This is a genomic window from Pseudomonas sp. LPB4.O, assembly GCF_038383825.1.
Lineage (GTDB): Bacteria > Pseudomonadota > Gammaproteobacteria > Pseudomonadales > Pseudomonadaceae > Aquipseudomonas > Aquipseudomonas putida.
This window is the reverse complement of record NZ_CP151298.1, coordinates 142,237-162,397: the sequence shown is the minus strand read 5'-3', so window position 1 is coordinate 162,397 and position 20,161 is coordinate 142,237. Positions and strand designations below refer to the sequence as shown.

Genomic DNA, 20,161 nt, shown 5'->3' with positions numbered 1-20,161 from the left:
CCGAAGGGGTGGCGGTCAGCTTGGCCACAACTTCGTCGGTGGTGTCGGTCACTTGAACGGTAGCGGCACCGCCCAGTTGCAGGTTCTCGAAGGTGGCACCAGTGGCGTCTACCGCGGAATTGATACCCAAGCTGATCTGGCCAGCGTCGTTGTAGACGTCATCGCCTTGTGCCGCGTGCTCATATGGCGCGCTGGTGTCGCCGGCCTTGATGGTGACTTGGGCATTGTTGCTCAGGGTCACGACCAGGTCGTGGTCCAACGGCTGGTTGATGTGCACGGTGAACGTCGGTTTGACGTTTTCCGCCACCGAGGTCTGGTCGGCGGTGATGGTGACTTTGACCAAGTCACCTTCGTTGCCTGGGGTGCCCGGCTCGTCAGTAACGGTGGTGCTGACCGGGGTTTTGTCGAGGGTCAGTTGCTCGAACTTGCCGACGTCAGCGCCCGCAACGGTCGCGATGGAGTTGACCACCGCTGGGTTGCTGCCAACGTAAACGTTGTCCGGGGCAGTCACGGAGATCGAACCGCTGGTGCCATTGGCCGGCACGGTGATGACGGTCTTGCCGTCGCTCAGCGTAAAGGTCAGGGCGCCGTGGTTATTGATCGGCAGACCATCTTTGTTGGTCAGGGTGATGGTGTAGGTGATCTCGCCGCCTTCGGTAACCGAAGGGGTCGCGGTCAGCTTGGCCACGACTTCGTCGGTGGTGTCGGTGACATCCACTTTCGCAGCGCCGCCCAACTCCAGGTTTTCAAAGGTCGCACCGGTGGCGTCCACCGCCGACTTGATGCCAACGCTGATTTCACCGGCGTCGTTGTAAACGTCGTCGCCTTGCGCATCGTGGGTGTACGGTGCGCTGGTCTCGCCGGCCTTGATGGTGACCTGAGCGTTGTTGCTCAGGGTCACGACCAGATCGTGGTCCAGCGGCTGGTTGATGTGCACGGTGAACGTCGGTTTGACGTTCTCGGCGACCGAAGTCTGGTCGGCCGTGATGGTGACCTTGACCAAGTCACCTTCGTTGGTGCCGCCTGGGTTGCCTGGAGTGCCTGGCTCGTCAGTGACCTGGGTGCTGACAGGAGTCTTGTCCAGGGTCAGCTGTTCGAACTTGCCGACATCCGCGCCCGCAACGGTCGCGATGGAGTTGACCACTGCTGGGTTGCTGCCAACGTAGACGTTGTCCGGGGCAGTCACGCTGATCGAACCGCTGGTGCCATTGGCCGGTACGGTGATGACGGTCTTGCCGTCGCTCAGCGTGAAGGTCAGGGCGCCGTGGTTGTTGATCGGCAGGCCGTCTTTGTTGGTCAGGGTGATGGTGTAGGTGATCTCACCGCCTTCGGTGACCGAAGGTGTTGCGGTCAGTTTCGCCACCACTTCGTCGGTGGTGTCGGTGACGTCGACCTTCGCCGAGCCGCCCAACTCCAGGTTTTCGAAGGTACGGCCGTCAACGTCCACAGCGGACTTGATGCCCAAGCTGATTTCACCGGCGTCGTTGTAGACGTCGTCGCCCTGCGCATCGTGGGTATACGGCGCGCTGGTATCACCGGCTTTGATGGTGACCTGAGCGTTGTTGCTCAGGGTCACGACCAGGTCGTGGTCCAGCGGCTGGTTGATGTGCACGGTGAACGTCGGTTTGACGTTCTCGGCTACCGAGTTCTGGTCAGCCGTGATGGTGACCTTGACCAGGTCGCCTTCGTTGTTGCCGCCTGGGTTGCCCGGAGTGCCTGGCTCGTCAGTGACGGTGGTGCTGACCGGGGTCTTGTCGAGGGTCAGTTGCTCGAACTTGCCAACATCAGCACCCGCAACGGTCGCAATCGAGTTGACCACCGCTGGGTTGGTGCCAACGTAGACGTTGTCCGGGGCGGTCACGGAGATCGAGCCGCTGGTGCCATTGGCCGGTACGGTGATGACGGTTTTGCCGTCGCTCAGCGTGAAGGTCAGGGCGCCGTGGTTGTTGATCGGCAGACCGTCTTTGTTGGTCAGGGTGATGGTGTAGGTGATCTCGCCGCCTTCGGTCACCGAAGGAGTCGCGGTCAGCTTGGCCACCACTTCGTCAGTGGTGTCGGTCACTTGAACGGTGGCGGCACCGCCCAGTTGCAGGTTCTCGAAGGTGGCACCGGTGGAGTCTACCGCCGACTTGATGCCAACGCTGATTTCACCGGCATCGTTGTAAACGTCGTCCCCTTGCGCATCGTGGGTGTACGGTGCGCTGGTTTCGCCAGCCTTGATGGTGACCTGGGCATTGTTGCTCAGGGTCACGACCAAGTCGTGGTCCAGCGGCTGGTTCACGTGCACGGTGAAGGTCGGTTTGACGTTCTCCGCCACCGAGGTCTGATCGGCGGTGATGGTGACCTGCACCAGGTCGCCTTGGTTGCCAGTGCCCGGAGTACCCGAACCTGGTTCGTCGGTGACAGTGGTGCTCACCGGAGTCTTGTCCAGGGTCAGCTGCTCGAACTTGCCGACATCCGCGCCCGCAACAGTCGCGATCGACTGTACTACCGGGGTGTTGCTGCCAACGTAGACGTTGTCCGGAGCAGTCACGCTGATCGAACCGCTGGTGCCATTGGCCGGCACGGTGATGACGGTTTTGCCGTCGCTCAGCGTGAAGGTCAGGGCCCCGTGGTTGTTGATCGGCAGACCATCTTTGTTGGTCAGGGTGATGGTGTAAGTGATCTCGCCGCCTTCGGTCACCGAAGGCGTCGCAGTCAGCTTGGCCACGACTTCGTCGGTGGTGTCGGTCACTTGAACGGTAGCCGCACCGCCCAGCTGCAGGTTCTCGAAGGTCGCACCGGTGGCGTCTACCGCGGAATTGATACCCAGGCTGATCTGGCCAGCGTCGTTGTAGACGTCATCGCCTTGTGCCGCGTGCTCATATGGCGCGCTGGTGTCGCCGGCCTTGATGGTGACCTGAGCGTTGTTGCTCAGGGTCACGACCAGGTCGTGGTCCAGCGGCTGGTTGATGTGCACGGTGAACGTCGGTTTGACGTTCTCGGCTACCGAGTTCTGGTCAGCCGTGATGGTGACCTTGACCAGGTCGCCTTCGTTGTTGCCGCCTGGGTTGCCCGGAGTGCCTGGCTCGTCAGTGACGATGGTGCTGACCGGGGTCTTGTCGAGGGTCAGTTGCTCGAACTTGCCGACGTCAGCGCCCGCAACGGTCGCGATGGAGTTGACCACTGCTGGGTTGGTGCCGACGTAGACGTTGTCCGGAGCGGCGACAGTGATCGAACCAGTAGTGCCATTGGCCGGTACGGTGATGACGGTTTTACCGTCGCTCAGCGTGAAGGTCAGGGCGCCATGGTTGTTGATCGGCAGACCGTCTTTGTTGGTCAGGGTGATGGTGTAGGTGATCTCGCCGCCTTCGGTCACCGAAGGGGTGGCGGTCAGCTTGGCCACAACTTCGTCGGTGGTGTCGGTCACTTGAACGGTAGCGGCACCGCCCAGTTGCAGGTTCTCGAAGGTAGCGCCGGTGGCGTCTACCGCCGAATTGATGCCCAGGCTGATCTGGCCAGCGTCGTTGTAAACGTCATCACCTTGTGCAGCGTGCTCGTACGGCGCGCTGGTGTCGCCGGCCTTGATGGTGACCTGAGCGTTGTTGCTCAGGGTCACGACCAGGTCGTGGTCCAGCGGTTGATTGATGTGCACGGTGAAGGTCGGTTTGACGTTTTCCGCCACCGAGGTCTGATCAGCCGTGATGGTAACTTGGACCAGATCGCCTTCGTTGTTGCCGCCTGGGGTACCTGGGTTGCCCGGGGTACCTGGCTCGTCAGTGACCTGAATGCTGACCGGGGTTTTGTCCAGGGTCAGTTGCTCGAACTTGCCGACATCAGCGCCCGCAACGGTCGCGATGGAGTTGACCACCGCTGGGTTAGTGCCGACGTAGACGTTGTCCGGAGCAGTGACAGTGATCGAGCCGGTAGTGCCGTTGGCCGGCACGGTGATGACGGTCTTGCCGTCGCTCAGCGTGAAGGTCAAGGCACCGTGGTTGTTGATCGGCAGACCATCTTTGTTGGTCAGGGTGATGGTGTAGGTGATCTCACCGCCTTCGGTGACCGAAGGTGTTGCGGTCAGCTTGGCCACGACTTCGTCGGTGGTGTCGGTGACATCCACTTTCGCAGCGCCGCCCAACTCCAGGTTCTCGAAGGTCGCACCGGTAGCGTCTACCGCCGACTTGATGCCAACACTGATTTCACCGGCGTCGTTGTAGACGTCGTCGCCCTGCGCATCGTGGGTGTACGGCGTGCTGGTTTCGCCCGCCTTGATGGTGACCTGGGCATTGTTGCTCAGGGTCACGACCAGGTCGTGGTCCAGCGGTTGGTTGACGTGCACGGTGAACGTCGGTTTGACGTTCTCGGCGACCGAAGTCTGGTCGGCCGTGATGGTGACTTTGACCAGATCGCCTTCGTTGTTGCCGCCTGGGTTGCCCGGGGTACCTGGCTCATCGGTAACGGTGGTGCTGACTGGAGTCTTGTCGAGGGTCAGTTGCTCGAACTTGCCGACATCAGCACCCGCAACGGTCGCAATGGAGTTGACCACTGCAGGGTTGCTGCCGACGTAGACGTTGTCCGGGGCAGTCACGCTGATCGAACCGCTGGTGCCATTGGCCGGTACGGTGATGACGGTCTTGCCGTCGCTCAGCGTGAAGGTCAAGGCACCGTGGTTGTTGATCGGCAGACCATCTTTGTTGGTCAGGGTGATGGTGTAAGTGATCTCGCCGCCTTCGGTGACCGAAGGGGTCGCGGTCAGCTTGGCCACGACTTCGTCGGTGGTGTCGGTCACTTGAACGGTAGCCGCACCGCCCAGCTGCAGGTTCTCGAAGGTAGCGCCGGTGGCGTCTACCGCCGAATTGATGCCCAGGCTGATCTGGCCAGCGTCGTTGTAAACGTCATCACCTTGTGCAGCGTGCTCGTACGGCGCGCTGGTGTCGCCGGCCTTGATGGTGACCTGAGCGTTGTTGCTCAGGGTCACGACCAGGTCGTGGTCCAGTGGCTGGTTCACGTGCACGGTGAAGGTCGGTTTGACGTTCTCCGCCACCGACGTCTGATCGGCGGTGATGGTGACCTGCACCAGGTCGCCTTGGTTGCCAGTGCCCGGAGTACCCGAACCTGGTTCGTCGGTGACAGTGGTGCTCACCGGAGTCTTGTCCAGGGTCAGCTGCTCGAACTTGCCGACATCCGCGCCCGCAACAGTCGCGATCGACTGTACTACCGGGGTGTTGCTGCCAACGTAGACGTTGTCCGGAGCAGTGACGGTGATCGAACCACTGGTGCCATTGGCCGGTACGGTGATGACGGTTTTGCCGTCGCTCAGCGTGAAGGTAAGGGCCCCGTGGTTGTTGATCGGCAGACCATCTTTGTTGGTCAGGGTGATGGTGTAAGTGATCTCGCCGCCTTCGGTCACCGAAGGCGTCGCAGTCAGCTTGGCCACGACTTCGTCGGTGGTGTCGGTCACTTGAACGGTAGCCGCACCGCCCAGCTGCAGGTTCTCGAAGGTCGCACCGGTGGCGTCTACCGCCGACTTGATGCCAACGCTGATTTCACCGGCGTCGTTGTAGACGTCGTCGCCCTGCGCATCGTGGGTATACGGCGCGCTGGTCTCACCGGCCTTGATGGTGACTTGAGCGTTGTTGCTCAAGGTCACGACCAGGTCGTGGTCCAGCGGCTGGTTGATGTGCACGGTGAACGTCGGTTTGACGTTTTCCGCTACCGACGTCTGGTCGGCGGTGATGGTGACTTTGACCAGATCGCCTTCGTTGTTGCCGCCTGGAGTACCTGGGTTGCCCGGGGTACCTGGCTCGTCAGTGACGGTGGTGCTGACCGGGGTCTTGTCCAGGGTCAGTTGCTCGAACTTGCCAACATCAGCACCCGCAACGGTCGCGATGGAGTTGACCACCGCTGGATTGCTGCCAACGTAGACGTTGTCCGGAGCAGTGACGGTGATCGAACCGCTGGTGCCATTGGCCGGTACGGTGATGACGGTTTTACCGTCGCTCAGCGTGAAGGTCAGCGCGCCATGGTTGTTGATCGGCAGGCCGTCTTTGTTGGTCAGGGTGATGGTGTAGGTGATCTCGCCGCCTTCGGTGACCGAAGGCGTCGCGGTCAGCTTCGCTACAACTTCGTCGGTGGTGTCGGTGACGTCGACCTTCGCCGAGCCGCCGAGCTCCAGATTTTCGAAGGTACGACCATCAACGTCCACAGCGGACTTGATGCCAACGCTGATTTCACCGGCGTCGTTGTAAACGTCATCACCTTGTGCCGCGTGCTGGTACGGCGCGCTGGTGCCGCCGGCTTTGATGGTGACCTGAGCGTTGTTGCTCAGGGTCACAACCAGGTCGTGGTCCAGCGGCTGGTTGATGTGCACGGTGAAGGTCGGTTTGACGTTCTCGGCTACCGACGTCTGGTCGGCCGTGATGGTGACTTTGACCAGATCGCCTTCGTTGTTGCCGCCTGGGGTACCTGGGTTGCCCGGGGTACCTGGCTCGTCAGTGACGGTGGTGCTGACCGGGGTCTTGTCCAGGGTCAGTTGCTCGAACTTGCCAACATCAGCACCCGCAACGGTCGCGATGGAGTTGACCACCGCTGGGTTGCTGCCGACGTAGACGTTGTCCGGAGCCGTGACGGTGATCGAACCGCTGGTGCCATTGGCCGGTACGGTGATGACGGTCTTGCCGTCGCTCAGCGTGAAGGTCAGCGCGCCATGGTTGTTGATCGGCAGACCGTCTTTGTTGGTCAGGGTGATGGTGTAGGTGATCTCGCCGCCTTCGGTCACCGAAGGAGTCGCGGTCAGCTTGGCCACCACTTCGTCAGTGGTGTCGGTCACTTGAACGGTAGCCGCACCGCCCAGCTGCAGGTTCTCGAAGGTGGCACCGGTGGAGTCTACCGCCGACTTGATGCCAACGCTGATTTCACCGGCATCGTTGTAAACGTCGTCCCCTTGCGCATCGTGGGTGTACGGTGCGCTGGTTTCGCCAGCCTTGATGGTGACCTGGGCATTGTTGCTCAGGGTCACGACCAAGTCGTGGTCCAGCGGCTGGTTCACGTGCACGGTGAAGGTCGGTTTGACGTTCTCCGCCACCGAGGTCTGATCGGCGGTGATGGTGACCTGCACCAGGTCGCCTTGGTTGCCAGTGCCCGGAGTACCCGAACCTGGTTCGTCGGTGACAGTGGTGCTCACCGGAGTCTTGTCCAGGGTCAGCTGCTCGAACTTGCCGACATCCGCGCCCGCAACAGTCGCGATCGACTGTACTACCGGGGTGTTGCTGCCAACGTAGACGTTGTCCGGAGCAGTCACGCTGATCGAACCGCTGGTGCCATTGGCCGGCACGGTGATGACGGTTTTGCCGTCGCTCAGCGTGAAGGTCAGGGCCCCGTGGTTGTTGATCGGCAGACCATCTTTGTTGGTCAGGGTGATGGTGTAAGTGATCTCGCCGCCTTCGGTCACCGAAGGCGTCGCAGTCAGCTTGGCCACGACTTCGTCGGTGGTGTCGGTCACTTGAACGGTAGCCGCACCGCCCAGCTGCAGGTTCTCGAAGGTCGCACCGGTGGCGTCTACCGCGGAATTGATACCCAGGCTGATCTGGCCAGCGTCGTTGTAGACGTCATCGCCTTGTGCCGCGTGCTCATATGGCGCGCTGGTGTCGCCGGCCTTGATGGTGACCTGAGCGTTGTTGCTCAGGGTCACGACCAGGTCGTGGTCCAGCGGCTGGTTGATGTGCACGGTGAACGTCGGTTTGACGTTCTCGGCTACCGAGTTCTGGTCAGCCGTGATGGTGACCTTGACCAGGTCGCCTTCGTTGTTGCCGCCTGGGTTGCCCGGAGTGCCTGGCTCGTCAGTGACGATGGTGCTGACCGGGGTCTTGTCGAGGATCAGTTGCTCGAACTTGCCGACGTCAGCGCCCGCAACGGTCGCGATGGAGTTGACCACTGCTGGGTTGGTGCCGACGTAGACGTTGTCCGGAGCGGCGACAGTGATCGAACCAGTAGTGCCATTGGCCGGTACGGTGATGACGGTTTTACCGTCGCTCAGCGTGAAGGTCAGGGCGCCATGGTTGTTGATCGGCAGACCGTCTTTGTTGGTCAGGGTGATGGTGTAGGTGATCTCGCCGCCTTCGGTAACCGAAGGGGTCGCGGTCAGCTTGGCCACGACCTCGTCGGTGGTGTCGGTGACATCCACTTTCGCAGCGCCGCCCAACTCCAGGTTCTCGAAGGTCGCACCGGTAGTGTCTACCGCCGACTTGATGCCGACACTGATTTCGCCGGCGTCGTTGTAAACGTCGTCGCCCTGCGCCTCGTGGGTGTACGGCGCGCTGGTCTCACCGGCCTTGATGGTGACTTGAGCGTTGTTGCTCAAGGTCACGACCAGGTCGTGGTCCAGCGGTTGGTTGACGTGCACGGTGAACGTTGGTTTGACGTTCTCGGCTACCGAAGTCTGGTCGGCAGTGATGGTGACCTTGACCAGGTCGCCTTCGTTGCCCGGAGTGCCTGGCTCGTCAGTAACGGTGGTGCTGACCGGGGTTTTGTCCAGGTTCAGGTTTTCAAACTTCCACGCATCCGCGCCACTGACGGCGTCGATAGCGTTGACCACCGGCTGATTAGCGCCGACATAAACGTTATCCGGCGCAGTTGCAGTGGCCGATCCAGTGGTGCTGTTGGCCGCGACGACAACAGTGGTGCCATCGGTCAGCTTGAAGTACAGCTCCGAATGGTTGTTGATCGGCAAACCGTCTTTGTTGGTCAGCGTGATGGTATAGGTGATCTCGCCGCCTTCGGTGACCGAAGGGGTGGCGGTCAACTTGGCCACCACTTCGTCGATGGTGTCGGTCACTTTGACCGAAGCATCACCGCCCAACTGCAGGTTCTCGAAGGCAGCGCCGGTGGCGTCTACCGCCGACTTGATGCCCAAGGTGATTTCGCCGGCATCCTGGTAGACGTCATCGCCCTGTGCAGCGTGCTCGTAAGGTGCGCTGGTTTCGCCCGCTTTGATGGTAACTGTGGCGTTGTTGCTCAGGGTCACGACCAGGTCGTGGGCCAGGGCGGTGTTGATGTGCACGGTGAAGGTCGGTTTGACGTTCTCGGCAACCGATACCTGGTCAGCGGTGATGGTGACCTTGACGATGTCACCTTCGTTGCCCGGCGTGCCTGGCTCGTCGGTAACCTGGGTACTGACCGGGGTCTTGTCCAGATTCAGGTTTTCGAATTTCCACGCATCCGCGCCGCTGACGGCGTCGATAGCGTTAATTACCGGCTGGTTAGCGCCAACATAGACGTTATCCGGCGCAGTTGCAGTGGCCGAGCCAGTGGTGCTGTTGGCCGCGACGACAACAGTGGTGCCATCGGTCAGCTTGAAGTACAGCTCCGCATGGTTGTTGATCGGCAGGCCGTCTTTGTTGGTCAGCGTGATGGTGTAGGTGATCTCGCCGCCTTCGGTGACCGACTGGCTTGCGGTCAGCTTGGCCACAACTTCGTCGATGGTGTCGGTCACTTTGACCGAAGCATCACCGCCCAACTGCAGGTTCTCGAAGGCAGCGCCGGTGGCGTCTACCGCCGACTTGATGCCCAAGGTGATTTCGCCGGCATCCTGGTAGACGTCATCGCCCTGTGCAGCGTGCTCGTAAGGTGCGCTGGTTTCGCCCGCTTTGATGGTAACTGTGGCGTTGTTGCTCAGGGTCACGACCAGGTCGTGCGCCAGAGCGGTGTTGATGTGCACGGTGAAGGTCGGTTTGACGTTCTCGGCCACCGAAGTCTGGTCGGCCGTGATGGTGACTTTGACCAGATCGCCTTCGTTGTTGCCGCCTGGGTTGCCCGGGGTACCTGGCTCATCGGTAACGGTGGTGGTGACCGGAGTTTTGTCGAGAGTCAGTTGCTCGAACTTGCCGACGTCAGCGCCCGCAACGGTCGCAATGGAGTTGACCACTGCAGGGTTGCTGCCAACGTAGACGTTGTCCGGGGCAGTCACGCTGATCGAACCGCTGGTGCCGTTGGCCGGTACGGTGATGACGGTTTTGCCGTCGCTCAGCGTGAAGGTCAGGGCGCCATGGTTGTTGATCGGCAGACCGTCTTTGTTGGTCAGCGTGATGGTGTAGGTGATCTCGCCGCCTTCGGTAACCGAAGGGGTGGCGGTCAGCTTGGCCACGACCTCGTCGGTGGTATCGGTCACTTGAACAGTGGCCGCACCGCCCAGTTGCAGGTTCTCGAAGGTAGCGCCGGTGGCGTCTACAGCCGAATTGATGCCCAGGCTGATCTGGCCAGCGTCATTGTAAACGTCATCGCCTTGTGCAGCGTGCTCGTACGGCGCGCTGGTCTCACCGGCCTTGATTGTGACTTGAGCGTTGTTGCTCAAGGTCACGACCAGGTCGTGGTCCAGCGGTTGGTTGACGTGCACGGTGAACGTTGGTTTGACGTTCTCGGCTACCGAAGTCTGGTCGGCAGTGATGGTGACCTTGACCAGGTCGCCTTCGTTGCCCGGAGTGCCTGGCTCGTCAGTAACGGTGGTGCTGACCGGGGTTTTGTCCAGGTTCAGGTTTTCAAACTTCCACGCATCCGCGCCACTGACGGCGTCGATAGCGTTGACCACCGGCTGATTAGCGCCGACATAAACGTTATCCGGCGCAGTTGCAGTGGCCGATCCAGTGGTGCTGTTGGCCGCGACGACAACAGTGGTGCCATCGGTCAGCTTGAAGTACAGCTCCGAATGGTTGTTGATCGGCAAACCGTCTTTGTTGGTCAGCGTGATGGTATAGGTGATCTCGCCGCCTTCGGTGACCGAAGGGGTGGCGGTCAACTTGGCCACCACTTCGTCGATGGTGTCGGTCACTTTGACCGAAGCATCACCGCCCAACTGCAGGTTCTCGAAGGCAGCGCCGGTGGCGTCTACCGCCGACTTGATGCCCAAGGTGATTTCGCCGGCATCCTGGTAGACGTCATCGCCCTGTGCAGCGTGCTCGTAAGGTGCGCTGGTTTCGCCCGCTTTGATGGTAACTGTGGCGTTGTTGCTCAGGGTCACGACCAGGTCGTGGGCCAGGGCGGTGTTGATGTGCACGGTGAAGGTCGGTTTGACGTTCTCGGCAACCGATACCTGGTCAGCGGTGATGGTGACCTTGACGATGTCACCTTCGTTGCCCGGCGTGCCTGGCTCGTCGGTAACCTGGGTACTGACCGGGGTCTTGTCCAGATTCAGGTTTTCGAATTTCCACGCATCCGCGCCGCTGACGGCGTCGATAGCGTTAATTACCGGCTGGTTAGCGCCAACATAGACGTTATCCGGCGCAGTTGCAGTGGCCGAGCCAGTGGTGCTGTTGGCCGCGACGACAACAGTGGTGCCATCGGTCAGCTTGAAGTACAGCTCCGCATGGTTGTTGATCGGCAGGCCGTCTTTGTTGGTCAGCGTGATGGTGTAGGTGATCTCGCCGCCTTCGGTGACCGACTGGCTTGCGGTCAGCTTGGCCACAACTTCGTCGATGGTGTCGGTCACTTTGACCGAAGCATCACCGCCCAACTGCAGGTTCTCGAAGGCAGCGCCGGTGGCGTCTACCGCCGACTTGATGCCCAAGGTGATTTCGCCGGCATCCTGGTAGACGTCATCGCCCTGTGCAGCGTGCTCGTAAGGTGCGCTGGTTTCGCCCGCTTTGATGGTAACTGTGGCGTTGTTGCTCAGGGTCACGACCAGGTCGTGGGCCAGGGCGGTGTTGATGTGCACGGTGAAGGTCGGTTTGACGTTCTCGGCAACCGATACCTGGTCAGCGGTGATGGTGACCTTGACGATATCGCCTTCGTTGCCTGGGGTACCTGGCTCGTCAGTAACCTGGGTGCTGACCGGGGTCTTGTCCAGGTTCAGGTTTTCAAACTTCCACGCATCCGCGCCGCTGACGGCATCGATAGCGTTAACTACCGGCTGGTTAGCTCCAACATAGACGTTATCCGGTGCGGTTGCAGTGGCCGAACCGGTGGTGCTGTTGGCAGCCACAACAACCGTCGTGCCATCGGTCAGCTTGAAGTACAGCTCCGAATGGTTGTTGATCGGCAAACCGTCTTTGTTGGTCAGGGTAACCGTGTAGGTGATCTCGCCGCCTTCGGTAACCGAAGGGGTCGCGGTCAGCTTGGCCACAACCTCGTCGATGGTGTCGGTCACTTTGACCGAAGCATCACCGCCCAACTGCAGGTTCTCGAAGGCAGCGCCGGTGGCGTCTACCGCCGACTTGATGCCCAGAGTGATTTCGCCAGCATCCTGGTAGACGTCATCGCCTTGGGCAGCGTGCTCGTACGGCGCGCTGGTTTCGCCGGCCTTGATGGTGACCTGAGCGTTGTTGCTCAGGGTCACGACCAGGTCGTGCGCCAGAGCGGTGTTGATGTGCACGGTGAAGGTCGGTTTGACGTTCTCGGCCACCGAAGTCTGGTCGGCCGTGATGGTGACTTTGACCAGATCGCCTTCGTTGTTGCCGCCTGGGTTGCCCGGGGTACCTGGCTCATCGGTAACGATGGTGCTGACCGGGGTTTTGTCCAGGGTCAGTTGCTCGAACTTGCCGACGTCAGCGCCCGCAACGGTCGCGATGGAGTTGACCACTGCTGGGTTGGTGCCGACGTAGACGTTGTCCGGAGCGGCGACAGTGATCGAACCAGTAGTGCCATTGGCCGGTACGGTGATGACGGTTTTACCGTCGCTCAGCGTGAAGGTCAGGGCGCCATGGTTGTTGATCGGCAGACCGTCTTTGTTGGTCAGGGTGATGGTGTAGGTGATCTCGCCGCCTTCGGTCACCGAAGGGGTGGCGGTCAGTTTCGCCACCACTTCGTCGGTGGTGTCGGTGACGTCGACCTTCGCCGAGCCGCCCAACTCCAGGTTTTCGAAGGTACGGCCGTCAACGTCCACAGCGGACTTGATGCCCAAGCTGATCTCACCGGCGTCGTTGTAGACGTCGTCGCCCTGCGCATCGTGGGTATACGGCGCGCTGGTATCACCGGCTTTGATGGTGACCTGAGCGTTGTTGCTCAGGGTCACGACCAGATCGTGGTCCAGCGGCTGGTTGATGTGCACGGTGAACGTCGGTTTGACGTTCTCGGCTACCGAAGTCTGGTCGGCAGTGATGGTGACCTTGACCAGGTCGCCTTCGTTGCCCGGAGTGCCTGGCTCGTCAGTAACGGTGGTGCTGACCGGGGTTTTGTCCAGGGTCAGTTGCTCGAACTTGCCGACGTCAGCGCCAGCAACAGTTGCGATCGACTGTACCACCGGGGTGTTGCTACCAACGTAAACGTTGTCCGGAGCAGTCACGGTGATCGAACCGGTAGTGCCGTTGGCCTGTACGGTGATGACGGTTTTGCCGTCGCTCAGCGTGAAGGTCAGGGCGCCATGGTTGTTGATCGGCAGACCGTCTTTGTTGGTCAGCGTGATGGTGTAGGTGATCTCGCCGCCTTCGGTGACCGAAGGGGTCGCAGTCAACTTGGCCACAACCTCGTCGACGGTGTCGGTCACTTGAACGGTAGCGGCACCGCCCAGTTGCAGGTTCTCGAAGGTAGCACCAGTGGCGTCTACCGCCGAATTGATGCCCAGGCTGATCTGGCCAGCGTCATTGTAAACGTCATCGCCTTGTGCAGCGTGCTCGTATGGCGCGCTGGTGTCGCCCGCCTTGATGGTGACCTGCACGTTGTTGCTCAGGGTCACGACCAGGTCGTGGTCCAGCGGTTGGTTGACGTGTACGGTGAACGTCGGTTTGACGTTTTCCGCCACCGAAGTCTGGTCAGCCGTGATGGTGACCTTGACCAGGTCGCCTTCGTTGCCTGGGGTGCCTGGTTCGTCGGTAACCTGGGTGCTGACCGGGGTCTTGTCCAGGTTCAGGTTTTCAAACTTCCACGCGTCCGCGCCGCTGACGGCGTCGATGGCATTCACCACCGGCTGGTTAGTCCCGACATAGACGTTATCCGGCGCGGTTGCAGTGGCCGAACCGGTGGTGCTGTTGGCAGCCACAACAACCGTCGTGCCATCGGTCAGCTTGAAGTACAGCTCCGAATGGTTGTTGATCGGCAGACCGTCTTTGTTGGTCAGCGTGATGGTGTAGGTGATCTCGCCACCTTCGGTAACCGAAGGCGTCGCGGTCAGCTTGGCTACCACTTCGTCGATGGTGTCGGTCACTTTGACCGAAGCATCACCGCCCAACTGCAGGTTCTCGAAGGCAGCGCCGGTGGCGTCCACCGCCGACTTGATGCCGAGGGAAATTTCGCCGGCGTCTTGGTAAACGTCATCGCCCTGCGCAGCGTGCTCGTACGGTGCGCTGGTTTCGCCGGCCTTGATGGTGACCTGAGCGTTGTTGCTCAGGGTCACGACCAGGTCGTGCGCCAGAGCGGTGTTGATGTGCACGGTGAAGGTCGGTTTGACGTTCTCGGCGACCGAAACCTGGTCAGCGGTGATGGTGACCTTGACGATATCGCCTTCGTTGCCTGGGGTGCCTGGCTCGTCAGTAACCTGGGTGCTGACCGGGGTCTTGTCCAGGTTCAGGTTTTCAAACTTCCACGCATCCGCGCCGCTGACGGCATCGATAGCGTTAACTACCGGCTGGTTAGCTCCAACATAGACGTTATCCGGTGCGGTTGCAGTGGCCGAACCGGTGGTGCTGTTGGCAGCCACAACAACCGTCGTGCCATCGGTCAGCTTGAAGTACAGCTCCGAATGGTTGTTGATCGGCAGACCGTCTTTGTTGGTCAGCGTGATGGTGTAGGTGATCTCGCCACCTTCGGTGACCGAAGGCGTCGCGGTCAGCTTGGCTACCACTTCGTCGATGGTGTCGGTCACTTTGACCGAAGCGTCACCGCCCAACTGCAGGTTCTCGAAGGCAGCGCCGGTGGCGTCCACCGCCGACTTGATGCCGAGGGAAATTTCGCCGGCGTCTTGGTAAACGTCATCGCCCTGCGCAGCGTGCTCGTACGGCGCGCTGGTTTCGCCGGCCTTGATGGTGACCTGAGCGTTGTTGCTCAGTGTCACGACCAGGTCGTGAGCAAGCGGTTGGTTGATATGCACGGTGAACGTCGGTTTGACGTTCTCGGCCACCGAAGTCTGGTCGGCAGTAATGGTGACTTGGACCAGGTCGCCCTGGTTACCGGTGCCCGGAGTGCCCGAACCTGGTTCGTCGGTGACAGTAGTGCTGACCGGGGTCTGGTCCAGGGTCAGCTGTTCGAACTTGCCGACATCCGCGCCCGCAACAGTCGCAATCGACTGCACCACCGGGGTGTTGCTGCCGACGTAGACGTTGTCAGGAGCAGTGACGGTGATCGAACCGCTGGTGCCATTGGCCGGTACGGTGATGACGGTTTTGCCGTCGCTCAGCGTAAAGGTCAAGGCACCGTGGTTGTTGATCGGCAGGCCATCTTTGTTGGTCAGGGTGATGGTGTAGGTGATTTCGCCGCCTTCGGTCACCGAAGGGGTCGCGGTCAGCTTGGCCACAACTTCACTGACAGTGTCCGAGACCTCAACGGTAGCCGGGCCACCCAAGTCCAGCTTCTCGAAGGTGGCGCCTGGAACGGTAGCGTCGGTAACGCTGAGGGTGATGGATCCAGCGTCTTGATAGACGTCATCGCCCTGAGCCGGGGTCTTGTACTCGACTTCGGTCTTACCGGCTTCGATCGTCACGGTGTCGCCGTTCGACAGAGTTACGGTCAACGGGCGGTCCAGCGCCTGGCTTACTTTCACAGTAAAGGAAGGTTGCTGGTCTTCGGTCACATTGCCGTTGCTGACGATGCTTACGGTTACGGTATCGATGCTGTCGCTGATAACAGTCGAAGCCGGGGTCGGATTCGGGGTCAGTTGCTCGAAGTTACCGCCGGTGGCGTTTTCGATGGTGACGCTGACAGTTGAACCGTTGTTGTAGACGTCGTTCGCCGGGGTCTGGAAGTCGACGCTGCCCTGGGTTTTACCGGCTTCAACGGTGATGGTCTGGCCGTTGGACAGGGTTACAGTCACCGGAGTCTGGGCAGGGTTGCTCAGGGTCACGGTGTAGGTGATTACGCCGCCTTCAGTGACGCTTGGCGAAGCCGTCAGGGTCGCGGTGGTGGTGTCGACCGAATCGTTGATCGTGGTCTGAGCCGGAGTCGGGTTCGGGGTCAGTTGCTCGAAGTTACCGCCGGTGGCGTTTTCGATGGTGACGCTGACAGTCGAGCCGTTGTTGTAGACGTCATTCGCCGGAGTCTGGAAATCAACGCTGCCCTGGGTTTTGCCGGCCTCAACAGTGATGGTCTGGCCATTGGACAGGGTCACGGTCACTGGCGTCTGGGCAGGGTTGCTCAGGGTTACGGTGTAGGTAATCACGCCACCCTCGGTCACCGACGGGCTCGCCGTCAGGGTCGCGGTGGTGGTGTCGACGGAGTCATTGATCGTGGTCTGAGCCGGAGTCGGGTTCGGGGTCAGTTGCTCGAAGTTACCGCCGGTGGCGTTTTCGATGGTGACGCTGACAGTCGAGCCGTTGTTGTAGACGTCATTCGCCGGAGTCTGGAAATCAACGCTGCCCTGGGTCTTGCCGGCTTCAACGGTGATGGTCTGGCCATTGGACAGGGTCACAGTCACCGGAGTCTGGGCAGGGTTGCTCAGGGTCACGGTGTAGGTGATCACGCCGCCTTCAGTAACGCTTGGCGAAGCAATCAAAGTCGCAGTGGTGGTGTCGACCGAATCGTTGATCGTGGTCTGAGCCGGGGTCGGGTTCGGGGTCAGCTGCTCGAAGTTGCCGCCGGTGGCGTTCTCGATGGTGACGCTGACAGTCGAACCGTTGTTGTAGACGTCGTTCGCAGGGGTCTGGAAGTCGACACTGCCCTGGGTTTTGCCAGCCTCAACGGTGATGGTCTGGCCGTTGGACAGGGTCACGGTTACCGGAGTCTGGGCAGGGTTGCTCAGGGTCACGGTGTAGGTGATTACGCCACCTTCGGTCACCGAAGGGGTCGCCGTCAGAGTTGCGGTGGTGGTGTCTACCGAATCGTTGATCGTGGTCTGAGCCGGAGTCGGATTCGGGGTCAGTTGCTCGAAGTTACCGCCGGTGGCGTTTTCGATGGTGACGCTGACAGTCGAGCCGTTGTTGTAGACGTCATTCGCCGGAGTCTGGAAATCAACGCTGCCCTGGGTCTTGCCGGCTTCAACGGTGATGGTCTGGCCATTGGACAGGGTCACAGTCACCGGAGTCTGGGCAGGGTTGCTCAAGGTCACGGTGTAGATGATCACGCCGCCTTCAGTAACGCTTGGCGAAGCAGTCAAAGTCGCAGTGGTGGTGTCGACCGAATCGTTGATCGTGGTCTGAGCCGGGGTCGGGTTCGGGGTCAGCTGCTCGAAGTTGCCGCCGGTGGCGTTTTCGATGGTGACGCTGACAGTCGAGCCGTTGTTGTAGACGTCGTTCGCCGGGGTCTGGAAGTCGACACTGCCCTGGGTTTTGCCAGCCTCAACGGTGATGGTCTGGCCGTTGGACAGGGTCACGGTTACCGGAGTCTGGGCAGGGTTGCTCAGGGTCACGGTGTAGGTGATCACGCCACCTTCAGTGACGCTTGGCGAAGCGGTCAGGGTCGCAGTGGTGTTATCGACCGAGTCGTTGATCGTGGTCTGAGCCGGAGTCGGGTTCGGGGTCAGTTGCTCGAAGTTACCGCCGGTGGCGTTTTCGATGGTGACGCTGACGGTCGAGCCGTTGTTGTAGACGTCGTTCGCCGGGGTCTGGAAATCAACGCTGCCCTGGGTTTTGCCGGCCTCAACGGTGATGGTCTGGCCGTTGGACAGTGTCACAGTCACCGGCGTCTGGGCAGGGTTGCTCAGGGTCACGGTGTAGGTAATCACGCCGCCTTCAGTGACGCTCGGCGAAGCAGTCAGAGTGGCGGTCGTGTTATCGACCGAGTCACTGATTACCGTCTCAGCCGGTGCAGGGTTCGGCGTCAGTTGCTCGAAGTTGCCACCGGTAGCGCCGGTGATCGTGGTACTGACGGTCGAACCATTGTTGTAGACGTCGTTCGCCGGGGTCTGGAAGTCGACACTGCCCTGGGTTTTGCCAGCCTCAACGGTGATGGTCTGGCCGTTGGACAGGGTCACGGTTACCGGAGTCTGGGCAGGGTTGCTCAGGGTCACGGTGTAGGTGATTACGCCACCTTCAGTGACGCTTGGCGAAGCGGTCAGGGTCGCAGTGGTGTTATCGACCGAGTCGTTGATCGTGGTCTGAGCCGGAGTCGGGTTCGGGGTCAGTTGCTCGAAGTTACCGCCGGTGGCGTTTTCGATGGTGACGCTGACAGTCGAGCCGTTGTTGTAGACGTCATTCGCCGGAGTCTGGAAATCAACGCTGCCCTGGGTCTTGCCGGCTTCAACGGTGATGGTCTGGCCATTGGACAGGGTCACAGTCACCGGAGTCTGGGCAGGGTTGCTCAAGGTCACGGTGTAGATGATCACGCCGCCTTCAGTAACGCTTGGCGAAGCAGTCAAAGTCGCAGTGGTGGTGTCGACCGAATCGTTGATCGTGGTCTGAGCCGGGGTCGGGTTCGGGGTCAGCTGCTCGAAGTTGCCGCCGGTGGCGTTTTCGATGGTGACGCTGACAGTCGAGCCGTTGTTGTAGACGTCGTTCGCCGGGGTCTGGAAGTCGACACTGCCCTGGGTTTTGCCAGCCTCAACGGTGATGGTCTGGCCGTTGGACAGGGTCACGGTTACCGGAGTCTGGGCAGGGTTGCTCAGGGTCACGGTGTAGGTGATTACGCCACCTTCAGTGACGCTTGGCGAAGCGGTCAGGGTCGCAGTGGTGTTATCGACCGAGTCGTTGATCGTGGTCTGAGCCGGAGTCGGGTTCGGGGTCAGTTGCTCGAAGTTACCGCCGGTGGCGTTTTCGATGGTGACGCTGACGGTCGAGCCGTTGTTGTAGACGTCGTTCGCCGGGGTCTGGAAATCAACGCTGCCCTGGGTTTTGCCGGCCTCAACGGTGATGGTCTGGCCGTTGGACAGTGTCACAGTCACCGGCGTCTGGGCAGGGTTGCTCAGGGTCACGGTGTAGGTAATCACGCCGCCTTCAGTGACGCTCGGCGAAGCAGTCAGAGTGGCGGTCGTGTTATCGACCGAGTCACTGATTACCGTCTCAGCCGGTGCAGGGTTCGGCGTCAGTTGCTCGAAGTTGCCACCGGTAGCGCCGGTGATCGTGGTACTGACGGTCGAACCATTGTTGTAGACGTCGTTCGCCGGGGTCTGGAAGTCGACGCTGCCTTGGGTCTTGCCAGCTTCGATGGTGATTACCTGCCCGTTGGACAGCGTAACGGTCACCGGAGTCTGGGCAGGGTTGCTCAGGGTCACGGTGTAGGTGATCACGCCACCTTCGGTCACCGACGGATTCGCCGTCAGCGTCGCAGTGGTGGTGTCGATGGTATCGGTAACCTGGGTGACTGCCGGCGTTTGCGGCACTGTCACCGTCAGGCCGTTGCCGCCAGTGGTACCCGTTACAGTTGCCGAGATCTGGCCACCGTCGATATAAGGCGTGTCATTTGCCGGGACCACGACATTGACGCTGCCGCTGGTCTGCCCGGCCGGGATGACGATTACGGCACCATTGGACAGGGTGACGACCAGGTTGGTGGTCGGTGCCTGGCCAACCGTGGCGGTATAGACGATTATGCCACCCGCTTCGCTGATGGAAGGAGTGGCGCCAAGAATCAGGTCGGTAGCAACGTTGGTGTCGATCGTCGGCGTAGTCACCTGGTTATTGCTGGTGGTATCCAGCAAGCCAACCTCTTCGCTGTCGAGCACGGTAGCAAAGCCCAGCCCTTCCGTCGGGAAGCCAACGGTAGCATCGACCCGACCCGCGGTTTCTTCGAGCATCACGAAGCTGTGACCACCGCCAAGCGCGCCGCCGCCGCCCGCTGCGGACGGGCCGGCTGCGGTGGCTTCAAGTTCGGTAGTCGGGTCGACACCGGCCGCGATCGCCTGTTGCAGCTCTTCTACCGACGGCGCGGCCTGTGCGGTCGCCTGGCTCAGGTCGGTGCTGCTGTCAGGCGCATCGGCGCTCCACTGGCTGTCGCGGCCCAGGTCAAGCAGACGGCCATCGGCTAGCTCCAAAGTAACTGCGCCGCCCGGGCCAGTGAGCACTTCCTCACCTGCCAGCAGGCGGTCCCCTTCGATGAGCACACGACGAATGCCCTCTGGGGATACCGCAATAACCTGGCCGACAATGCTTTTGACGATGGCTACAACGCTGCTCAT

General features: G+C 60.8%; 1 protein-coding gene (cut by a window edge). It reads right to left on the bottom strand.

Annotated elements, in window-relative coordinates; genetic code table 11:
- Nucleotides 1–20,161, bottom strand: the 5' portion of a protein-coding gene (locus MRBLPB4O_RS00665; RefSeq protein WP_341797249.1) for an immunoglobulin-like domain-containing protein. The gene continues 8,345 nt to the left of window position 1, outside the view; only the first 20,161 of its 28,506 coding nucleotides appear in the window; the start codon lies at nt 20,159–20,161; its stop codon lies beyond the left edge, outside the window.